Raw genomic sequence first — 19274 nt, 5'->3', positions numbered from 1 at the left:
CCCACCGCCTACCGTTTGCGGCGTGATCGATTTCCCGTGGAGCGGCCGCATCGCGGCGGCCGCGCTCCTCACCGGCCTGCTGCTGGCAGGCTGCGGCACAGGCGGCCCGCCCGTCGGTGCCGGGCCGGCCGCCCCGCCTGCGGACCCGACGGTCCAGCAGACGGCACAGCAGTCCACACGGGAGACGACGCGGGAAAGTCCTCAGCCCTCGGCCGAGCTGCCCTGGCCCGCGGCCGGTGCCGCCGATGCCGCCGCGCTCCAGGCGGCGGCCGACCGCGGTGCCCAGCCCTGGTTGCTCGATCCGTCGGAGGTGGCCATGTCCTATGTCGCAGCAGCGCACGGATGGACGGACGCCGAGGCTGTCCCGCGAACGGACGGCACCAGTGTCGATGTCCGCCGGCCCGACGGTGAGCGTCTCGCACTCACCCTCGCCCAGCCGGGTCGCACCGGGGCCGGTGGGATCTGGGTGGTCACCAGGGAGAACGACGGGTAGCGACAGGTGAGGTGCACAGACTACCGGCGGTAGCCGGCAGGGAACCGACGCCGCCAGAGCGTCGATCAGCTTAACTCGACGGCCGTGACCATCCGTAACCCGGAGACCTTGACTCACTTGTTCGGGTGAACCGCTGCCACATGTGCAGCGTTCCGGGTCCGGCCGTCGATCTCCTTCACAGACGCCGCCGCACGAGCGACGGCCCGATCGCCAGGGGGCGACGAGCATGACCACCGACTCAGTCCAGCAGGACATGTTCACCGTGTTGCACGGCCAGCCGGCTCCGGTCGTGACGCGGTGGACCTACACCGCGTCCGACCCCTTCGCGATCTCCCTAGCCGTGGCGACCAGGAGCGATCGGTGGATCGAGTGGTTGGTGGCGCGCGATCTCGTGATCGACTCGATCTCCGGCCCGGTCGGCGAGGGCGACATCCGCATGACGCCGCAGGAGGTGCAGGGCTACGACATCGTGGAGATCGAGATCCGCTCCGCCGACGGTCGCGCCGTGCTGGAGGTCGACCGTGACCTGCTGCGCCATTTCATCGAGGCGACGATCGACATCGTGGCGCTCGGTGACGAGCTGAACCGGCTGGACCTCGACGAGGAGATCGCGAAGATCACGCGCAGTCGCGCCGAGTAGGCACGGCAACACCCGCTAGGACTGCTCGAACCGCGCCGCCCTGCGCCTCGTGGCTGCTTCGCGTGTGTCTGCCCGCGCACGGTCCCGTCGTGCTCCCCCGCCGCGCACGGGCGACGACCCACTCTTCCTCGAGCCGGTCCACCGCAGCGACCGGCTCGTTCCGCTCCCCCGGCCCACCACCGCATGCAGCCCCCGGCAGGCGGTGGCGCTCCGGCTCAGGGCAGGCCCGAGCCCGGCCCCACGTCGTCCCGTCCCGATGCCGGCGCGGCTGCGCCCGCGGCGTCCGCGACGGCGTCGATGCCGGCGGCAGGATCACGACCCGGGTCGAACACGTCACCGTCCGCGCGGACGTCCCGCGCGGCCTCGGCGCGCGCCCGCTCGGCGAGCGGGTCGTCGCCGAGCGCGTCGTCGAGTGCCGGGTCGTCCAGTGCGGGCGAGTCGGCCACCGACGGCTCCACCTCGATCGGGGCGCCCGGGCCGTCGAACTCGTGCATCGCGGCCTCCTCGGCGGACGCGGCGCCGCCGTCGATCCCGACGTCCACCGCATCCATCGCGTCGGGCGTCTCGAACGCGGCGCCCGCACCCGCCGTCGTCAGGCGGCCGGCCCGGTCGACGTCCACCGGTTCCTCGCCCTGCTCGCGGCTGAGCCGTTCGTCGAGCGTGTCGCCCTCCCGCATCCCGCGAGCGGTGACGCCGTCCTCGTCGAGCGCGTAGGGCCGGTCCGCCGGCACGTACCCTGCATCCAGGGCGTCGTGGTCGCCGGGAGGCGCCGTGAGCTGCTCGTCGCTCTCCAGCTGCACGGATGCGCCCAGGTCGGGTGCCTCGGGCTGCTCCTCATAGTCTCGCTGAGCCATGGCGGCGGTTACCCGGGCAGGTAGCCGGCCACACCGGGTATTTCCTGTCGCTCCGCGCCGTGTGTTCTGATCACACCCACCCGCCGGAGGAGAACGATGAGCCCGCAGCCACCCTCGCACTCCGGGTCGAGCGCCGCGGCGGCACCGGTCCCGGCGGTCCGGCCCCGCGACTCCGCGGCGACCCGGCGGGCGCTGGTCGACGCCGGCCGCGCCCTGTTCGCCACCGTCGGTTACGACGCCACCACCGTCCGGGCGATCGCGGACCGTGCGGGGGTCAACCAAGCACTGCTGTTCCGGTACTTCGGGAGCAAGGAGGGCCTGTTCGCCGAGGCCGTGCTGGACAAGGCGACGCAGCTGCTGGCCGAGGTCCCGCGCGAGGTCCTGCTCGAGCGCACGCTGGCCGCGGTGCTGGACGACGAGCAGGGCCGCTCCGCCGAGACCCTGATGGCGGTGCTGCGGGCCGCCGGCAGCTCCCAGGTGGCCGACGACATCCGGATCCGGCTGTGCGAGGCGTACTCCACCGCGTTCGCGTCGCTGGTCGACACCGACGACCCGGCCGACGCGCAGGTGCGCGCCGACCTGCTGCTGGCCTGGCTGCTCGGCATCGCCCTCAACCGCTCCGTGCTGCAGGCGGGACCGCTGCCCGATCCCCAGGTGGTGACGGGGCACGTGATGCGCGCCGTCGCCACCCTGCTGGCCCGGCGCGACCGGTAGCCACTGTCACCTCGCGCGGCCGGTCGGCGCGGTTCAGGATGGGCACGGTGTTCACCGACCATCGCATCGGGTACGTGACGTCACCCGCTGCGCTCTACTACGAGCAGTTCACCACCGCGGGCGACGGTGACCGCCCCGTGATCGTCCTCGTCCACGGCGGTCTCCTGACCGGCGCGTGCTACCTGGGCACGCCGGACGGCCGCCCGGGATGGGCCCACGACTTCGCCGACCACGGCTACGACGTGGTCGTCCCCGACTGGCCCGGGATCGGCCGGAGCGGGTCCGTCGCCGAGCACGCGCTGTCCGGCGAGCTGGTGTGCGCCGCGTTGGGGGCCCTCCTGGAGCGCCTGGGACGGCCGGTCGTCCTGCTCGGCCACTCGATGGGAGGCGCCTACGTGTTCCGGGTCGTGGAGACCCACGGGCACCTCATCGAGGCGCTGGTGGCGGTCGCGCCGGCGGCGCCCGGCAACCTCCAGCCGCAGCCCACCGTGACGGCCGAGACCGACACGGAGATCGAGGTCCTCGCGCCGGGGACCCGGTGGCGGTTCCCGAAGACGGGCGCCTTCGTCGCCACGGAGGAGTTCGTCCTGGACAAGCTGATCGGCCGGGACGCGACCCGGTTCCCCCGCCACGCCGTCGACGTCTTCCGAGCCGGGCTCCAGCCCCTGCCGACGCCGCTGGTGCTGGAGCGCTACAACCTGAAAGGCAGCGGGGTCCGGGTGGAGCGGCCGGACAACTTCGCCGGGCTGCCCGCACTGGTGGTCACCGGAAGCGCGGACCTGGAGCACTCCCGGGAGGAGGACGGCGCCACGGCCGCGTGGCTCGCCGGGCTCGGCGCCGACCTCGAGTACCGCTTCCTCGCCGACGCCGGGATCACCGGCAACGGCCACATGCTCATGTTCGACGACAACAGCCGGGAGATCGCCGGCTCGATCGCCGGCTGGCTGGCGGAGAAGGCACCGTCGGCCCGACGGCGCTGACGCCGCCCGGTCACTCCTCGGGAGGCGGGAACGGCTCCGGCAGCCGGCGGGTGTGCGCCTGGACGCCTCCGCGGTACCGCCCGCCGGCGCCCGCGGCGAGCCGCAGGCAGGTCTCGACCCACAGGTTCAGCTGGATCTCCTTGGCCACGCCCACCCCGCTGTAGAGCAGGTGCGACAGCCGGTCGCCCGACCGGGCCCACGCCTCGATGCCGATGAGCAGCCGGTCCCCCTCGGGGCGGCAGCTGAACTCGATCTGCCCCGCCTCCAGGTGCCCGCGCAGGGTGGCCAGCCGGAACGACGTGTCCGTCCGGTCGACCACGCGCACCGGCCCGTCCCACGGGCCGGGCATCCGGATGAGGAACTCGTCGCCCACGCTCAGGGAGCCCGGCTCTCCCCGGCTCTTCACGAACACCGCGACCTCCGACGGAGCGCCGGAGTTCGGCTCGCCGGCGAAGGCGGCGATCAGCTCCTCGGGCTCCTGGGTCGCGCCGTCGACGCGCACGGAGAAGCGCCGGTGGAACAGCGGCCCGACGCCGTCCTCGGCGGGCTGTACGTCGTCGTCGAGCAGGTCGGGCGGGATGTCGGGTGGCAGGTCCGATGCGTCGCCGTCGGCCTCCGACCGGTGGACCGGGGTGGTGCGCCACATGTAGCGCCAGGACACCAGCGCCAGCCCGAGCGGCCAGCGGAGCACGATCGCGACGCGGCGAGCGAGGCTGCCGGGCGAGGGACGGGATCGCCGGAGTAGGAACACGAGAACGGGGGTACCCGGTTTTCGTGATCGCCACCGGTCCTCTCCTGCGCCGCGCGGCGCCTGCCCTGTACGGGGCGTCGCTCGGCTCGATCGGGCTCTGCATCGCACTGTGGCTGCGCGCCAAGACCGTCGACCAGGACGAGCGGGGCAACGCCGAGCGCCGGGCCCTGTTCGTCGGGCTGTGGCCGCCGATGTTCTGGCTGATCGGGGACGCCGCGCAGCGTGAAGGCAACCGGCGCTGAGAGCCGTGCGGGACCTCGCGACCGCGGTGGCCGACCTTCGCCACCGTCCGGTCAACTACGACGAGGGCCAGGCACCCCCGGTCGTCGTCGACGGCTGGCACCAGGACCGGCGCGTGCTGGTGCTCGGCCGGGAGGGACCCGGGGAACCCGAGCCCGGCGGGGTGGTCGAGACGGCGGGTGCCCTGGTCAACAGCTACGAGTTCAGCGATCCCCGCATCCTGCGCGCCGCCTACCACCTCCCCGGTGACCTCGTGGGCCGGGACATGCTGCTGGAGGGCCGGTTCCTCGTCCTGCGCTTCCTGATCGGGGTGCGCATCACCGACCAGCACAACGAGGTCCGCCCGGGGGCGAACGGGCCGGAGCGGGTGATCGGCTGGTCCTACCGGACGCTGCAGGGCCACCTGGAGCAGGGCCGACTCACCTACGAGGTGGCCAAGGAACTGGAGACGGGCCGCGTCGAGTTCCGGATCATCGCCTACTCCCGGCGCGCACCCATCCCGAACCCGCTGCTCCACCTGGGGTTCCGGCTCTTCGGGCGCCACACGCAACTGCAGTTCTACCGGCACGCGCTGGTCCGGCTGCACCGCCTGATGCAGGCACCCCCGGGCCCACCCGCGCCGGGGCCGGACGGGATCGTCCGCGCCCCGAGCGGGGCGGAGCCCGGCCGGTCCGAGAGGTGGACGGTGCGGTTCGCGCATCCCGGCCGGTGACCCGTCAGGCCGGCGGGTAGCCCGCTTCCTTCAGCAGCGCCGCCAGGTGGGCGGCGTTCGCCGACATCGTCGCCAGCGTGGACGCCACGGCCTCCGGGGTCTCGGCGAGGTCCTTGTAGTCGGTGGTGGTCATGGCCTCGCCGTTCCAGTAGACCCCGCCGTTGGCCGGCACGGTGAACCCGACGTCGTTGAGGCCCTGGAAGAGGCTGGCGGTGATCGCGTGCCCGCCGTCCTCGTTGCCGACCACGACGGCGAGCGCGACCTTGCCGAAGGTCTCGAGCCTGCCCTCGTCGTCGGTCTCGGAGAGCTCCGCGTCGAGCCGCTCCAGCACGCGCTGCGCGACGCTGCTCATGTTCCCCATCCAGGTGGGCGTGGCGAGCACGAGGATGTCGGCGGCCAGCAGTTTCTCCCGGATCCCGGGCCAGGCGTCGCCGTCACCCATGTCCTTCTCGACGCCGGGCTTCACGTCGAGGTCGACGACGCGGATGCTCTCGCCCGCCACCCCGTGCTTACCCAGCGCGTCGAGCACCTGGTCGGTCAGCACCTGCGTGCTCGACTCCGTCGGCGACGGCGAGAGACTGCAGGTGAGGGCCAGCGCGGTCAGCGATGTCGGTGTGCTCATGGGGCGCGGGTACCCGGTCGGATCATGCGGAACCGGTCGATCGGGGATCCACCACCCGGGGGGATCTGCCGATCTTCGGGTTTGCCGGGCCGCCGAACGGTGAATCCGCCGGTCATGCGGCCCTTCGACCAGATCGAACGTCTCGAACGCGCAGAGGTGCTGGACGGCCCGGCTGCGGCGATCCGCACGCGGGTGCAGCGACTGCTGTCCGACCGCCGTGTGAAGGACGCGCTGCACGGGGTGTGGCTCGGCCATCCCCTGCACTCGGCACTGGTGCACGTCACGCTGGGGTCGTTCGTCTCGGCGTCGTTGATCGACCTGGTCGGCGGGCAGCGGCGCTACTCCACCGGGCTCATCGCCACCGGGCTCCTCCTCACCCCGCCGACCGTCGCCGCCGGGTGGGCCGACTGGTCCTCGGCGCACCCCGACCAGCAGCGGGTCGGTCTCGTGCATGCGGCCACGAACGCCGTGGCGATCACGTGTTACGCGGGGGCCCTGCGCCGGCGCGCCCGGGGCCGGAGCGGGCGGCTGCTCTCGCTCGCCGGAGCCGCCGTGAGCAGTGTGGGCGCCACCCTGGGCGGCCACCTGTCCTACCACCTGTCACTCGGGGCCAACCACAGCGACCGGGTGCGCGACCTCGCCCCGAAGGGCTGGCAGCCGCTGGGGCTGCTCGCCGACCTGCCCGACGGACAGCCGGTGCGGCGCACGACCGGTGAGGTGCCGGTGTTCGTGCTGCGGCGCGGGCAGCAGGTCGTCGTGCTGGCCGACCAGTGCCCGCACCTGGCAGGGCCGCTCTCGGGCGGCGAGGTGGTCGGCACCGGCGGCGACGCCCGGGTCGTCTGCCCGTGGCACGGGAGCGAGTTCCGGCTCGACGACGGCTGCGTCGTGCACGGGCCGGCCACCGCGGCGGTGCCACGGTTCGAGGCCCGGGTCGTGGACGGTGCGCTCGAGGCCAGGATCGTCGCGAGCGCGGGCGCGCCCACGGCGTAGGCGGCGCTCCCCCGGCTCAGCGCTCGATGCTCAGCGCTCGATGTGCACCTGCACGGACCGGGCGTCGGGTGACAGCCAGCCCTTCCGCTCCGCGTACGCCGTCATCGCCGCCCAGCGCTCGTCCCAGTCGGGGGCGGTCGCGAGCAGCTGCGCCCGGGAGCGCAGCACGCCGAGGTCCAGCCAGGCGGTGTCGGGGTCGATCAGCTCGCCGGTGCCGGTGGTCGTCAGCGCGGTCCGGATCCCCTCGGCGTCGAGGTCGGTCTGCAGGTGCAGGCGGCCGAGGTCGTCGGCGTCCTGCACGACGGCACCCTCTGCCGTGAGTCGGACGATCATCCTGGTGATCCTGCCCCGGAGGGCCGAGATCGCGAAAGTCGAGTCACCGCCCGAACGCACGCTCCCTGGCCTGGTCGAGGAACGCGGAGGCGTCCGGGCCGAACGCGTAGCGCGCGGCGTCGAGCGCGCGGATCGCGGCGGAGAGCGCGTCGGGGTTCATCGCCTGGTGCAGCGCCAACCAGACGTAGCGGTGTGCGCCGCGGCCCTCGAGTCCGGACGTCCGGGCGAGCACGTCGGCGTCGGAGGTGAGGGTGCGGGTGGCCAGGCTCGCGGAGACGGCGGGGTGGGAGCCGAGCCCGCTGTGTTCCACCGCCTGCGCGGCGGCCCACCAGGCCAGCTCGCGCAGGGCCGGCTCGGGCAGCGCCAGCAGCGCGTCGGTGTCCGGGCCGAGCGGGTCGGGCTTGCTCCAGCGCCGGGTGCCGTCGGGGCGGCGCTCCTCCGGGTGGTGCTCGGGCAGCCGGGGCAGGATGCGGTAGGCGACGCCGGCCGCCTCGATGCGCTCCAGGTCCTCGGCCCGCAGCCCGCGGCCGGTGAACCGCTCGACGGCTACGAGGCACTTCTCCACCCGCTCGTGGTAGTCCTCGAGCTCGAGCCCCTCGAGCACGGCGATCACCTCCGCATCACCGGGGGCGTCGGGCGGGGGCGGTTCGAACGAGGCCAACATCACCCCGCCGCGGGCGAACGACAGGTTCGTCAGCGCGTTGACGTTCCAGTACATGCTGGCGGCGCGCCCCCGCGCGGAGGCCAGCCGCAGCACCGGCATCTGGGCTCCCTGCCAGCCGTTGTACTCGACCGCCAGCACCGCGTCGCCGACCGGCAGCACCGCGACCCACGGGTCGCTCCCGCCCTCCTCGAACAGCTCGGTGAGTGCGACGGGCTCCGTGGGGTCGGCCCCGAACGCCGCCAGCACCCGCTCGGGCCCGGAGCCGGTGACGACCGTGACCGTGGCCGCCATGCCGAGAACGGTGTTGCGCACCCAGCGGTAGGCCGCCTCCGGGCGGGGGGCGACCGGCGGCTCCGGCTCGCCGCGCAGCCGGTGGCCGAGCCGGTCGGTCGCCTTGTGCACCACCTCGTCGGCGGGCGCCGCGGACCAGAGCACGATCTCGTAGCGCTCGCCGCCCTCCCGTCCGTCCCCGTGCTCGTCGCGGCCCCGCGCCGAGACCCGCGCCCTGATCGACCCCGGCCACGGTGGGGTCTGCCCCTGCAGGTGCGCGGGCGCCGGGGCGGCCGGGCCCAGCACCGACGCCGCCCCGTCGACGGCGGTGTAGCTGACGTCGACCACCTCCTGCCACGCGTCCAGCTCGACGACGGCGGGTTCCTCGCCCACCACGCGCAGCCACACCGGCACCGCAGCGCTGGGCACGCCGGTCCGGACGACGATGCCACCGGGCACCACCTGGACCAGCCCGTTGGACGGCTCCGCCGCGACGGCCGGGAAGTCACCCTCGACCAGCGCGAAGTGGTGCTCCTGCACCGGCACGTCGCCTGCGGAGAACCGGGGCAGGACGTAGTCGGCGCGCAGCCGCTCGCGCAGCGCGACCGCGTACGCGTCGGGCATCGGACGCTGCCGCAGCACTCGGACGGCCGCGTCGAGCGCCACGCCGACCACCACCGGCGGGTCCGACCCGACGATCGGGGGGCGGGCCGCCCGCAGCACCGCGAGCGACGTGACGACGGCGAGTGCCAGGTGCACACCACCGTGCGCGGCGGCGACCTCGTGCTCGGCGCCGGGAGCGGCCTCCAGCAACGGCGAGACGCGCTCGTGCCCGGCGAGGGCGGCGACGAGACCGGTGACCAGGTCGCGCAGTCCCGGCGCCACCTGGTCGAGCAGGGCGACGGCCGACCGGGTCTCGCTCTCCCCGCTCGCCGAGAGACCGGCCACCGCGGCGGGGGCCTGCGGCATCCGCGCCCGGACGTGCCTGGCCAACACCTCCGGGACGACGATCAGGACGTCGGGGATCGTGAGCTCCAGCGCACCGAGGAGCCGCTCGGCGAGCAGCTGGTCGACGGGCGACCCGCGCGGGGGCGCCGGCCGCAGTCGATCCACCGGCCCCGAGGGCGCCACGAGCCTGCCGAGCGCGGCGACGGGCGCCGCGGGGATACGGGCGGCCACCGTGGGGAGCGCGGCCAGCACCGGCTCCACGAGGGTGGCCGCGAGCGCGGCAGGTGCCTCGGGCAGCCGGTCCGCGCCCTCCCCGCCCGGTGCGCCGACGGCCCACTCCGCAGGCATCCGCACCCCCACGGGCGCGGCGGGCCGCACGGCCGGTGGTTGTTCTACTCGTTCGCGTCGGTCCACAGCAGACCCGCCCCTTGATCGTGGAGCGGCCATTCTGGACGACGCCGGGGACCGGCCCTCACCCGGTCCGGTGGCCCCGAGGTGAATGGTCGACGCGCTGTGTGGGCACTCCTGCGCCATGACGGACCGGACACACGGAATCGCCCCCCAGGAGCTCGACGACGACGACCTCCGCCGCGAGGTGGCGCACCTGCACGAGACCCGGCACGACACGCTCCTGGGTGGCAGCGAGTCGGCGCTGGAGGCGCACACGGAGCGGATGCTCGCGCTCGAACGCGAGTTCCTCCGCCGTTTCCCGGAGGACAGCGCACCCGACCCGATGCGCACCCGGGCCGGTAGCCGCGAGAGCGCCGGGCAGTCGGTGCCGGGCCGCGACCTGGACGGCGCACCGGGCTGATCGGAACAATCGCCTCATTCGGCGCGCGGAAAACGAAGGGAATCATCCCGGTCCTCGGTTCCGGCACATTGTTGAAGAATGACGGCGTGCCCTACCTCCGTACCGAGGACAGCGAGATCTTCTACACCGACACGGGTCCCGGCACGGGCCCCCCGATCGTCCTCGTGCACGGCTGGACCGCCGACTCGGTGGACTGGTCCTGGCTGATCCCGGCGCTCACGCAGGACTTCCGCGTGATCGCCTACGACCAGCGGGGCGCCGGCCGCTCCGCTCCCGCGAGCAGCTACGACCTCGCCCGGCAGCGCGCCGACCTGGCCGCGCTCATCACGCGGGTGGCCGCTGGACCCGCGGTGGTCGTCGGGCACTCGCTGGGCGGGGCGATCGCCTCCACGATGGCCGTGGAGCACCCCGAGCTCACACTCGGCGTGGTCGTCCTGGACGCCCCCTACGCGGCGGACCCTGCGCGCCGCCCCGTGATCGAGGCGATGAAGGAGCGGCTGACGACCGAGGAGCCCGTGCCGGGGATCCGCTCGTACCTCGGCGCGACGTGGTTCCCCGACACCAGTCCCGACTGGCTGGCCACGCTCGTGTTCCGCAGGATCGAGACGCTGCCGGCCGCCACCCTCCACGACATGTTCTGGGGCATGTGGGACGACCGCGACATCGCCTTCCGCCCCGGCACGGACGGCTACCTCGCCCGCCGGGAGTGCCCGGTCCTCGTGATCCAGCGCGACGCCGACGCGGCCGCCTACGAGGAGTCGACGTTCCGGCACCCGGCGTCCCGCGCGGTGGTCATGACCGGGTGCGGGCACTGGCTCCAGATCGAACGCGCACCGGAGGTCGCCGCCGAGATCAGGGCGTGGTGGAGCACCGCACGTCCTGCCCGGTGACCGCCACGGCCATGCGGCGGCGCGGCCTCCTCAGCACGAAGAACGCCACCGACCCGAGTGCGGTCACCACCGCCAGCGCGACGAACGCCCCCGGGTACCCACCCGCGCCGTCGGCGAGCGCGGTGACGAGCAGCGGCCCCACCACCAGACCGACGGAGACGAAGCCCATCGACCAGCCCATGATCGTGCCGAAGGAGCCGATCCCGAAGTAGTCCGTGCGCAGCGAGGTCATCACCGGGCCGCGCAGCCCCCACGCGATGCCGTGCACGACCGCCGCGGCCACGACGAGCCCGACGCCCGACACCAGCGCGAGCGCCACCAGCACCCCGGTCTGCACGATCATGCAGAACGCCGCGAGCCTGCGCTGGTCGACGCGGTCGCCGATGAGGCCGGTGACGACCTGGCCGAGCAGCTGCGCGGTCGACATCACCGCCACCGTGAGGCCCGCGGTCGCCAGCGGGATGCCGTGGTGGTGGGTCATCAACGGCACCAGGTGCAGGTTCACGGCGCTCACCGCGACGAGGGCCGACCCGTGCCCCACCACGAGAAGCCAGAACGCGCTGGTGCGCAACGCGCTGCCGAGGTCGTGGTCGCGATCGCGGCCGTGCTCGCGGTCGGCCACCGCGGTGGCGAGTACGGCCGGTTCAGCGGCCGCCGGCGTGACGGCGCGCCGCAGTGCCCGGTCGGAGGGCAGGACGGTGCCGGCCAGCACCCCGACCACGAGGATCACCACCGCCACGCCCAGGAACGTGGCCCGCCAGCCGAAGCCGTCGAGCGCCCACGTCACGAGCGGCACGGCCAGGCCCCCGAGCGCGACGCCGGTGGGCAGCAGGCCCAGCGCGAGGGTGCGGCGCTCCTTGACCGTCTGCACCACCGCGACGGTCAACGGCGTGATCCCGGCGGCGGAGCAGCCCAGCGCGATCACCACGACCGCACCGATGAAGTGCGTCGCGTCCTCCACCGTGCTGGCCAGCGCGAAGCCGGCCGCCGTGCCGACCGTCCCGAGCCGGGACACCGCCCGGGTCCCGAACCGGTCACAGCACCACCCCGTCAGCGGCGACAGGAACCCGTTGCCCAGCTGGACGATCGCGTAGCCCACGGCGACCACCCCCGGTGACCAGCCGGTGTCGGCGGTGATCGCCACCAGGTAGGCCCCGAACGCGCTCATGATCAGCCCGTTCTGCAGGGTGAGCAGCACCGAGCCACCCACCACCACCCACCAGCCGTTCCTCGCCGCTCCGCGCACGCGCAGCGGCGTCATCGGGTGGTCGGCGCCGTGGCGTCCCGCTCCTCGTTCTGCAGCCGCGCGAACTGCGCGCGTGCCCAGCGCAGGTCGGACTTCCCGGTGTTGAGCCGCTGCACCTCCGGCACCACGACGACGTGGCGGGGCTTCTTGTAGGAGGCCAGCCGCGCACCGACGAACGCCGCGAGCTCGCCGGCGTCCGCGTGGGCCCCCCGCTCCATCGACACGACCGCGGCCACGGCACTGCCCCAGCGCGGGTCCGGTACGCCGAGCACCACCACGTCACGCACGGCGGGGTGGGCGTGCAGCGCCAGCTCCACCTCGTCGGCGTACACCTTCTCCCCGCCGGTGTTGATCACCGAGCTGCCCCGGCCGAGCAGCCGCAGCCTGCCGTTCGCCTCGAGCACGGCCATGTCTCCCGGCACCGAGTACCGGACCCCGTCGATGTCGCGGAAGGCGGCGGCGGTCTGCTGAGGGGCGCCGGCGTAGCCCGCCTCGGCCACCACCGGCGCGGCGAGCATGCCCACCCGGCCGGACCCGGCCGGCACGTCGTTCCCGTCCTCGTCGAGCAGCCGCGCGCCTGCGGCCAGCACGAACGTCCCGTCCTGGTCGTCGACCGTGCTGCGGGTGACCGAGGAGTGCGCGTACACCCCGCCCTCGGACGCCGCGATGGTGTCGAGCAGCGTGAGGTCGGCGTGGTCCAGCAGCCTGCGTTTGACCGCCGGGCTCCAGACGGCCCCGACGCTGCGGATCCGGCGCAGCGTCCCGATGCCCGACGGGCGTCCCGCCTCCCGCGCCGCGTCGAGCGCGTCGAGCAGCCGCAGCGCGAAGGCGTCGCCGACGATGTGCATGTCGGTGACGCGGTGCCGCGAGATCGCGGCCAGCAGGTCCTCTCCCGTGGTGCTGCGGCCCGGCAGCAGCACCACCGGCGCACCGACCGACATGGCACCGAGCGCCCCGTACAGGCCGGTGCCGTGCATCAGCGGCGGGGCGGGCAGCTCCACCCGGCCGCCCTCGCCGTACGGGTCGATGTCGAGTGCCTGGTGCAGCGCCTCCACCCCGTCGGCGGGATCGATGCCGAGCGCGGACAGCCCGCCCGACCGCACCGCACGCAGCCGCTCCGCCTGCCGGCCGACCACCGCCTTGGGGTAGCCCGTCGTGCCGCCCGTGAACAGCAGCCATTCCGTGTCACCCCGAGGCCTGCGGGGCAGCCGCTCGGCGGTGGTGACCTCGGCACCGAAGCCGCTGCCCTCCGCCCCGATCGGCACGAGCAGGTCGCAGCCCGCCACCGGCTCTGCGGCCTCGGCGACCACGCCTGCCAGGTCGGCGTCGACGACGGCGCCGCGCGCGCCCGAGCTCTCCAGCAGGTGCCGGACCTCCTCGGCCCGGTACCGGTAGTTGATGTTGATCGGGAGGGCCATCAGCTTGAACAGGGCGTGCAGCGTCACCAGGTACTCCGGCGAGTTGCGGGCATCGATGCCGAACCGGTCACCCGCCCGGATGCCCCGCGCGGCCAGGTACCCGGCCAGCCGGTCCGCCTGCTCGTCGAACTGTGCCCACGTGAGCTGCCGCTCACCCGCGGCGACGGCGACCCGCGTGGGTGCGAGGTCGGCGATGTGCTCGAAGTGCGACGCGAAGTTGTCGGCGAGCTCGCCAGGCCCGGTGACAGCGGTGCCGGCCATCACGACCCCGCTTGCGGGTGGTCGGGCCCGCCCCCGACCTCCAGCCCGAAGAGCCGGGCCGCGTTGTGCAGCATCAGGTCGGGCTTGACGCTGTCGCGGATCTCGGTCTTCTCCAGGTCGGCGATCCACCGCTCCGGGGTGAAGAGCGGGAAGTCGGTGCCGAACAGCACCTTCTTCTTCAACAGCGTGTTGGCGTACTGCACGAGCTGCGGCGGGAAGTACTTCGGGGACCAGCCCGAGAGGTCGATGTACACCTGCGCCTTGTGCACCGCGATGGCCAGTGCCTCGTCCTGCCAGGGGAACGAGGGGTGGGCCATGATGATCGGCATGTCCGGGAAGTCGACGGCGACGTCGTCGAGGTGGATCGGGTTGGAGTACTTCAGCCGGATCCCTCCCCCGCCCTTGGTGCCGCTCCCGACGCCGTTCTGCCCGGTGTGGAAGAGCGCGGGCAGCCCGTGCTCGGCCAGCACCTCGTAGATCGGGAAGGCCACCGGGTCGTTCGGGTAGAACTCCTGCACGCTCGGGTGGAACTTGAACCCGCGGAAGCCGTACTGCTCGATCAGCCTGCGGGCGATCCGCGCTCCCGCCTTGCCCCGCAGGGGGTGCACGCTCGCGAACGGGATGATCACGTCCGGGTGCTCGGCGGCGAGCTCCCCGATCTCCTCGTTGGTGGGAGCGTGCTCGTCGACGTCCCCGAGGGAGTCGATCGTGAACGTCACCGCGGCCATCCGCCGCTCGCGGTAGAACTCGGCGAGCCCGTGCAGGTCCATCCCGAGCACGTCGGACCTGAAGTGCTGCTTCATCTCCACCATCCGCGCACTGCCCGCCTCGCTCTGGGCGGCGCGGGTGGAGAAGTGCACGTGGGTGTGGACGTCGATGGCGACGAGGTCGGTGTGCTGGAGCCGCGGCTGTTCCGCCATCATCGGGCCTCCGCCGGGACGTCCGGTGCGTAGGGCTGCAGGTGCGGTGCGAGCTGCTCCGGGAACACCTCGGCGATCGCCTCGGCCGTCCAGCCGCCCTCGCGGGACGCCTCGGCCGCGACGGTGGGGTGGGTCCACACGCTGATCCGGTCCCCCCCGACTCCGAGCGCCTGTCCCGTGACCCCCGCGGCAGCGTCGGAGAGCAGGTAGACCAGCAGCGGTGCCACGTCGTCGGCCGTGCCCACCCCCGCAGCGCGCAGGCGCGCGGGCACCGGCTCCCCCGCCTCGACGGCGGCCACGGCGTCGGCGAACGCGGGGATCGTGGCGACCATGCGCGTGAGCGCCACCGGGATCAGCGCGTTCACGGTGACGTCGTGGCGGGCCGCCTCCACCGCCAGCGTCCGCGCCATGCCGACGATGCCGGCCTTGGCCGCCGAGTAGTTGGTCTGCCCGAAGCTGGCCCGCTGGCCGGCGGGCGAGCCGATGAGCACCAGCCGGCCGCCCCCGCCCTGCTGACGGAACCGGGCCAGCGCCGCCCGCGCGCAGGTGAACGTGCCGCGCAGGTGGGTCTCGAGCACGAGGTCGAAGTCCTCGTCGGTCATCTTGCCGACCGTCCGGTCCCGCAGCAGCCCGGCGTTGGTGACCACGGCGTCCAGCTGCCCGTAGTGCTCCACCGCCGCGGCGACCAGCGCATCCGCCGTGGCCGTCGGCCCCACCGGCGCGACGACGGGGACGGCCCGCCCGCCCGCCGCGGCGATTTCCGCGACCACCGCATCGGCGGCGTCGGCGTCGACGTCGTTCACCACGACCGCGGCGCCCGCGGCCGCGACCGCCAGCGCGTACGCGCGGCCGAGGCCCCGGCCCGAGCCGGTCACGACCACCACCCGTCCCGCCAGCACCAGATCTCCCGTCACAGTCCTGTCTCTCCTCTGCTAGTGGTGGTCGAGGTCAGGCGGGGGCGACAGTGGCGCGGCCACGGTCGATGACCACCGTCCCGTCGTCGGTACGGGTACGGAACAGGACCTCCGCGCCCGCGTCGCCCGCCCAGATCTCGACGGTGAGTGCCTGACCCGGCACGACGACGGCGCTGAACCGCCCGTACATCCCGGTGATCCGGGTGGGATCGCCGCCGGCGACCTCGTGGATCAGTGCCCGCCCGGCGACGCCGTAGGTGCACAGCCCGTGCAGGATCGGCTTCCCGAAACCGGCCCTGGCCGCGAAGACCGGGTCGGAGTGCAACGGGTTGCGGTCACCGGAGAGCCGGTAGAGCAGCGCCTGCTCGGGCCGGGTCTCGTAACGGACGGTGCGGTCGGGCGCGCGGTCGGGCGCCGTCCAGTCGTCGCGGGGCCCGCGGTCACCGCCGAAGCCGCCCTCGCCCCGGATGAACAGGGCGGTGCGGTTGGTGGCCAGCGGCGACCCGTCGGCGAGCACGGCCTCGGACTCGGTGACGACGAGCGCGCCGGAACCCTTGTCGTGCACCCCGACCACCCGCGCCGTGGCCGTGACCGTGCCCTCCACCGGCACCGGCCGGTGGAGGGTGATGGCCTGCTCGGCGTGCACCAGCCGGGCCGGGTCGAACGTCCCGAACGACGGGGGCGGGGCCTGCGAGAGCAGCACCGCGAACGTCGGCAGCACCTGCTGCGGCACCCCGTCGGAGTTCTCGGTGGTGAACGCCAGCTCACTCGTCGGCTCCCCGAGCCCCGCGCCGACGCCGACGGCGTAGAGCAGGGCGTCGGTGGGGGTCCAGGACCGCGTACGGGGTGCGCCTTCCCGCCCGACGGCGGAGGGGTCGATCGGCATCAGGCCCCCTCCGTCCCCGCAGCGACTGCCCCGCCGTCGGGAGCGCCGTCGAGCATCGGGTGGTGGCACGCGACGAAGCGCTTCGGTGCGACCTCCCGCATCAGCGGCTCCTCGGCGGCGCACCGCTCCGTGGCGATCGGGCAGCGGGTACGGAACCGGCAGCCGCTCGGCGGGTTGACCGGAGAGGGCATCTCGCCGCTGCCCACATCGGTGGGGATGCCGGCGCGTTCCATCGAGGGGATCGACGACACCAGCAGCCGTGTATACGGGTGCACGGGGTGGTCGAAGAGGGCCTCGGTCTCGCCCACCTCGCAGATCTTGCCGAGGTACATCACCGCGACCCGGTCGCTGATGTTGCGCACCACGCCCAGGTCGTGGGCGATGAACACCAGCGTCAGCCCGTAGCGGCGCTTCATGTCCTCGAGCAGGTTGAGGATCTGAGCCTGCACCGAGACGTCGAGCGCCGACACCGGCTCGTCGCAGATGAGCACCTCCGGCTCGAGCACCAGTGCCCTGGCGATCGACACCCGCTGGCACTGGCCGCCGGAGAACTGGTGCGGCCTGCGGTCGGCCACCTGCTCCGGGTCGAGCCCCACGGCCTCGAGCACCTCGGGGACGACCTTCGCCCGGTCCTTGCCGCGGCCCCACACCACCAGCGGGTCGCCGACGATGTCCGGGATGCGCCGCCGCGGGTTCAGCGACGAGATCGGGTCCTGGAAGATCATCTGCAGCTTGGGCCGCACCTGGCGCAGCTCGTCGGCCGACAGCCCGGCGAGGTCGCGGCCCTCGAACAGCACCGACCCGCCGGTGGGACGGGGCAGCTGCATGATCGCCCGCCCGGTGGTCGACTTGCCACAGCCCGACTCCCCCACCAGGCCGAGGGTCTCGCCCCGGTGGACGTCGAGGCTGATCCCGGAGACCGCGTGCACGGTGCGGCCCCCGCCTGCCGGGAACTCGACGACGAGGTTGTCCAGCCGGAGCACGACGTCGGACTCGGCCGCGTCGTCCACCACCGGTGCGGACGCCTCCATGTGCGGCGCCGTCACCGGTCGAGCCATGTCGTCGCGAATAACTGGTCGCGTGTCAGGTAGCGCACCACGCCCTTGACCTCCGGCTTCGTGATCGTGGACAGGTAGCCGCGGCTGTAGAAGGCCACGGGCAGGTCCTGGTTGGCGAGCAGCTGGACCTGCTGGTAGAGCCGCGTGCGCTCGGCCTGGTCCGACGAGGCGGTGGCCTGGTCGAGCAGCGAGTCCATCTGCGGGTTGGAGTAGCCGCCGTAGTTGGCGTTGCCGCCGGTGCGGAACAGGTTGGTCGCGGCCGGGTAGGCAGCGTCGACCGGGCCGCCCACCCAGCCGGCGATCTGGAAGTCCTGGCTCTGCACCACGCTGGAGGAGTACTGCGCGAGGTCGAAGAACTGCGGCTGCAGCGTGATGCCGACGGCCGCCATCTGGGCCTGCAGGAACTCCGCGAACGCCACCCGGTTCGGCGCGTTGGTGGTCTTGTACTGGACGGTGGCGCTGCCGCCTCCCGCCACGTACTCCTGGACGAGCTGCTTGGCCTTCTCGGGGTCGTAGGCCGGCCAGGCCGCCTCGGCCTCCGGCGTGGTGTACGGGCTGTCCGAGCCGAAGTACCCGCTCGCCCTGGTCATCCGCGACCGGAACTGCGTGGCGGCGAGGGCGTTGAGGTCGATGCCGCGGATCAGGGCCTCGCGCATCCTGCGGTCGTCGAACGGGGCCTTCTCGACGTTGAAGTAGATGTACTCCGCCCCGTTGCCCGGCCCGTAGTAGACGCGCAGGTTCGGGTTGTCGAGCGCGCGGATCAGCTCCGTGTGGTACCCGCCGAAGATCTGGTCGACGTCACCGTTCTCGATCGAGGCGTAGCGCGACTCGGTGTCGGGCAGCGGGCGGAACTCCAGCCCGTCGAGGTAGGGCAGGCCCTTGTCCTTCTGCCAGTAGTCCGGGTTGCGCTCCAGCACCATCCGGGAGTCGCGCGTCCAGCTGACCATCTTGAACGGGCCCGCACCCACCGGGTTGCGCGCGATCTGCTCGCCGTACCGGGCCAGCGCGGCAGGCGAGACGATCGTGCCGAGGCTGCCGCCGGTGAAGCTGCCGGCGAAGGTCACCGGGAACTGCCCGAACGGTCCGTTCAGCGAGAACTCGGCGGTCTTCGCGTCCACCGCCCGCATCGACACGATCGGCTCGGTGAACTTGTGGCCGGGCGAGGAGGCCTTGTCGATGTGGCGCTGGACGTTGGTGATCACCGCGTTCGCGTCGAGCGGTGTGCCGTCGCTGAACCGGACGCCGTCGCGCAGGACGAGCCGCCAGGTGCGGCCCTCGTCCGGGCTCTCCATCGACTCGGCCATGTAGGGCTCGACGGTGCCGTCGCGGCCGAGCTTCATCAGCGAGTCGTAGATCGCGATGGCCGCCTGGTTGGTGTTCTGCACGGTCGGGTCGAACCCGACGGCCTCGCGGTCGGTGCCCATCACCAGCACGCCGCCGCTCTTGGGCTGCCCCTCCGCCGCGAGGTCGCCCCCGACGGGGTTGGTGGCCGTGATCCCGTCGCCGGCCCCCGGCGCCGCGGCCGGCGCGACGTTGCTCCCGCACGCGGCGAGCAGCACGACGCCCAGTGACAGGGCGAGCGCGCCCACGGCGCGCGAGCCTCGTCGGCTGACCCCCCGTCCGGGCGTTCCCGGCGGGCCGGATGAGCAGCTCCGTTGC

The 19274-nt window shown here is 73.5% G+C and carries 21 protein-coding genes; 9 read left to right on the top strand and 12 right to left on the bottom strand.

Annotation, left to right across the window (positions count from 1 at the left end):
• Positions 1 to 22: 22 nt before the first annotated feature.
• Together ACQPZA_RS10170 and ACQPZA_RS10165 are read left to right on the top strand one after the other, a co-directional pair.
• Positions 23 to 493 (top strand): hypothetical protein, encoded by a 471-nt coding sequence (locus tag ACQPZA_RS10170; RefSeq protein ID WP_433279966.1) that lies wholly within the window; start codon positions 23 to 25, stop codon positions 491 to 493.
• A 226-nt stretch (positions 494 to 719) separates the two neighbouring features.
• Entirely contained in the window at positions 720 to 1133 is a 414-nt protein-coding gene (locus ACQPZA_RS10165) for an SsgA family sporulation/cell division regulator (protein WP_169398697.1), read from the top strand.
• Between the two features lie 215 nt (positions 1134 to 1348).
• On the opposite strand, the gene ACQPZA_RS10160 is transcribed toward ACQPZA_RS10165, so the two are convergent.
• Positions 1349 to 1987 carry a DUF5709 domain-containing protein gene (locus ACQPZA_RS10160; RefSeq protein ID WP_169398696.1) on the bottom strand — a complete coding sequence of 213 codons (639 nt, stop codon included), beginning with the start codon at positions 1985 to 1987 and terminating at the stop codon, positions 1349 to 1351.
• A gap of 96 nt (positions 1988 to 2083) precedes the next feature.
• Between ACQPZA_RS10160 and ACQPZA_RS10155 the strand changes: the two genes are divergently transcribed.
• Together ACQPZA_RS10155 and ACQPZA_RS10150 are read left to right on the top strand one after the other, a co-directional pair.
• Positions 2084 to 2701: a TetR/AcrR family transcriptional regulator gene (locus ACQPZA_RS10155; protein ID WP_169398695.1), complete on the top strand. Its 618-nt coding sequence runs from the start codon at positions 2084 to 2086 to the stop codon at positions 2699 to 2701.
• 47 nt (positions 2702 to 2748) lie between these two features.
• Positions 2749 to 3681, top strand: a complete 933-nt coding sequence (locus ACQPZA_RS10150) for an alpha/beta fold hydrolase (RefSeq protein ID WP_433279963.1) — start codon at positions 2749 to 2751, stop codon at positions 3679 to 3681.
• Positions 3682 to 3691: 10 nt separating this feature from the next.
• Here ACQPZA_RS10150 and ACQPZA_RS10145 read toward each other — a convergent pair whose 3' ends face one another.
• The gene (locus ACQPZA_RS10145; protein WP_433279961.1) at positions 3692 to 4372 is read right to left on the bottom strand and encodes a DUF1990 family protein; all 681 of its coding nucleotides are present in this window, start codon (positions 4370 to 4372) and stop codon (positions 3692 to 3694) included.
• An 86-nt stretch (positions 4373 to 4458) separates the two neighbouring features.
• On the opposite strand from ACQPZA_RS10145, the gene ACQPZA_RS10140 reads away from it, so the two are divergent.
• Entirely contained in the window at positions 4459 to 4674 is a 216-nt protein-coding gene (locus tag ACQPZA_RS10140) for a hypothetical protein (RefSeq protein WP_433282749.1), read from the top strand.
• A gap of 5 nt (positions 4675 to 4679) precedes the next feature.
• Entirely contained in the window at positions 4680 to 5384 is a 705-nt protein-coding gene (locus ACQPZA_RS10135; RefSeq protein ID WP_433279959.1) for a DUF1990 family protein, read from the top strand.
• Positions 5385 to 5388: 4 nt separating this feature from the next.
• On the opposite strand, the gene ACQPZA_RS10130 is transcribed toward ACQPZA_RS10135, so the two are convergent.
• Entirely contained in the window at positions 5389 to 6006 is a 618-nt protein-coding gene (locus tag ACQPZA_RS10130; protein WP_433279957.1) for a flavodoxin family protein, read from the bottom strand.
• A gap of 114 nt (positions 6007 to 6120) precedes the next feature.
• On the opposite strand from ACQPZA_RS10130, the gene ACQPZA_RS10125 reads away from it, so the two are divergent.
• Entirely contained in the window at positions 6121 to 6996 is an 876-nt protein-coding gene (locus ACQPZA_RS10125; RefSeq protein ID WP_433279955.1) for a Rieske 2Fe-2S domain-containing protein, read from the top strand.
• 30 nt (positions 6997 to 7026) lie between these two features.
• On the opposite strand, the gene ACQPZA_RS10120 is transcribed toward ACQPZA_RS10125, so the two are convergent.
• A complete protein-coding gene (locus ACQPZA_RS10120) occupies positions 7027 to 7329 on the bottom strand; it encodes a hypothetical protein (RefSeq protein WP_169398689.1) in 303 nt (100 codons plus the stop codon).
• A gap of 43 nt (positions 7330 to 7372) precedes the next feature.
• The gene (locus tag ACQPZA_RS10115; RefSeq protein ID WP_433279953.1) at positions 7373 to 9559 is read right to left on the bottom strand and encodes a DUF6461 domain-containing protein; all 2187 of its coding nucleotides are present in this window, start codon (positions 9557 to 9559) and stop codon (positions 7373 to 7375) included.
• Positions 9560 to 9743: 184 nt separating this feature from the next.
• On the opposite strand from ACQPZA_RS10115, the gene ACQPZA_RS10110 reads away from it, so the two are divergent.
• Together ACQPZA_RS10110 and ACQPZA_RS10105 are read left to right on the top strand one after the other, a co-directional pair.
• On the top strand, positions 9744 to 10022 hold the full coding sequence (locus tag ACQPZA_RS10110) for a DUF6158 family protein (protein ID WP_169398688.1): 279 nt from the start codon (positions 9744 to 9746) through the stop codon (positions 10020 to 10022).
• An 86-nt stretch (positions 10023 to 10108) separates the two neighbouring features.
• On the top strand, positions 10109 to 10912 hold the full coding sequence (locus ACQPZA_RS10105) for an alpha/beta fold hydrolase (RefSeq protein WP_433279951.1): 804 nt from the start codon (positions 10109 to 10111) through the stop codon (positions 10910 to 10912).
• Here ACQPZA_RS10105 and ACQPZA_RS10100 read toward each other — a convergent pair.
• The 7 genes from ACQPZA_RS10100 to ACQPZA_RS10070 are packed head-to-tail and all read right to left on the bottom strand — an operon-like array spanning position 10875 to position 19204.
• A complete protein-coding gene (locus ACQPZA_RS10100) occupies positions 10875 to 12173 on the bottom strand; it encodes an MFS transporter (RefSeq protein ID WP_433279949.1) in 1299 nt (432 codons plus the stop codon). The genes ACQPZA_RS10105 and ACQPZA_RS10100 overlap by 38 nt on opposite strands.
• The gene (locus ACQPZA_RS10095) at positions 12170 to 13837 is read right to left on the bottom strand and encodes an AMP-binding protein (RefSeq protein ID WP_433279947.1); all 1668 of its coding nucleotides are present in this window, start codon (positions 13835 to 13837) and stop codon (positions 12170 to 12172) included. The genes ACQPZA_RS10100 and ACQPZA_RS10095 overlap by 4 nt, the downstream gene beginning before the upstream one ends.
• On the bottom strand, positions 13837 to 14757 hold the full coding sequence (locus tag ACQPZA_RS10090) for an amidohydrolase family protein (protein WP_433282746.1): 921 nt from the start codon (positions 14755 to 14757) through the stop codon (positions 13837 to 13839). Before ACQPZA_RS10090 ends, ACQPZA_RS10095 begins: the two co-directional genes overlap by 1 nt.
• Positions 14757 to 15671 carry an SDR family NAD(P)-dependent oxidoreductase gene (locus ACQPZA_RS10085; protein WP_433279945.1) on the bottom strand — a complete coding sequence of 305 codons (915 nt, stop codon included), beginning with the start codon at positions 15669 to 15671 and terminating at the stop codon, positions 14757 to 14759. The genes ACQPZA_RS10090 and ACQPZA_RS10085 overlap by 1 nt, the downstream gene beginning before the upstream one ends.
• A gap of 34 nt (positions 15672 to 15705) precedes the next feature.
• The gene (locus tag ACQPZA_RS10080) at positions 15706 to 16557 is read right to left on the bottom strand and encodes a MaoC/PaaZ C-terminal domain-containing protein (RefSeq protein WP_433279943.1); all 852 of its coding nucleotides are present in this window, start codon (positions 16555 to 16557) and stop codon (positions 15706 to 15708) included.
• Positions 16557 to 17615 carry an ABC transporter ATP-binding protein gene (locus ACQPZA_RS10075; RefSeq protein ID WP_211175173.1) on the bottom strand — a complete coding sequence of 353 codons (1059 nt, stop codon included), beginning with the start codon at positions 17613 to 17615 and terminating at the stop codon, positions 16557 to 16559. Before ACQPZA_RS10075 ends, ACQPZA_RS10080 begins: the two co-directional genes overlap by 1 nt.
• Entirely contained in the window at positions 17600 to 19204 is a 1605-nt protein-coding gene (locus tag ACQPZA_RS10070) for an ABC transporter substrate-binding protein (RefSeq protein WP_433279941.1), read from the bottom strand. The genes ACQPZA_RS10075 and ACQPZA_RS10070 overlap by 16 nt, the downstream gene beginning before the upstream one ends.
• Positions 19205 to 19274 lie beyond the last annotated feature (70 nt).

This window comes from Pseudonocardia xinjiangensis (assembly GCF_050948425.1).
GTDB lineage: Bacteria > Actinomycetota > Actinomycetes > Mycobacteriales > Pseudonocardiaceae > Pseudonocardia > Pseudonocardia xinjiangensis.
Note: the sequence above shows the minus strand (reverse complement) of the source record. Positions and strands in the feature narration are given on the sequence as shown.

Coding starts and splice junctions, on each gene's coding strand:
- ACQPZA_RS10120 (WP_169398689.1), bottom strand. CDS start 7,329: ATGATCGTCCGACTCACGGCAGAGGGTGCCGTCGTGCAGGACGCCGAC.
- ACQPZA_RS10075 (WP_211175173.1), bottom strand. CDS start 17,615: ATGGCTCGACCGGTGACGGCGCCGCACATGGAGGCGTCCGCACCGGTG.
- ACQPZA_RS10100 (WP_433279949.1), bottom strand. CDS start 12,173: ATGACGCCGCTGCGCGTGCGCGGAGCGGCGAGGAACGGCTGGTGGGTG.
- ACQPZA_RS10125 (WP_433279955.1), top strand. CDS start 6,121: ATGCGGCCCTTCGACCAGATCGAACGTCTCGAACGCGCAGAGGTGCTG.
- ACQPZA_RS10130 (WP_433279957.1), bottom strand. CDS start 6,006: ATGAGCACACCGACATCGCTGACCGCGCTGGCCCTCACCTGCAGTCTC.
- ACQPZA_RS10080 (WP_433279943.1), bottom strand. CDS start 16,557: ATGCCGATCGACCCCTCCGCCGTCGGGCGGGAAGGCGCACCCCGTACG.
- ACQPZA_RS10165 (WP_169398697.1), top strand. CDS start 720: ATGACCACCGACTCAGTCCAGCAGGACATGTTCACCGTGTTGCACGGC.
- ACQPZA_RS10095 (WP_433279947.1), bottom strand. CDS start 13,837: ATGGCCGGCACCGCTGTCACCGGGCCTGGCGAGCTCGCCGACAACTTC.
- ACQPZA_RS10155 (WP_169398695.1), top strand. CDS start 2,084: ATGAGCCCGCAGCCACCCTCGCACTCCGGGTCGAGCGCCGCGGCGGCA.
- ACQPZA_RS10090 (WP_433282746.1), bottom strand. CDS start 14,757: ATGGCGGAACAGCCGCGGCTCCAGCACACCGACCTCGTCGCCATCGAC.
- ACQPZA_RS10110 (WP_169398688.1), top strand. CDS start 9,744: ATGACGGACCGGACACACGGAATCGCCCCCCAGGAGCTCGACGACGAC.
- ACQPZA_RS10115 (WP_433279953.1), bottom strand. CDS start 9,559: ATGCCTGCGGAGTGGGCCGTCGGCGCACCGGGCGGGGAGGGCGCGGAC.
- ACQPZA_RS10160 (WP_169398696.1), bottom strand. CDS start 1,987: ATGGCTCAGCGAGACTATGAGGAGCAGCCCGAGGCACCCGACCTGGGC.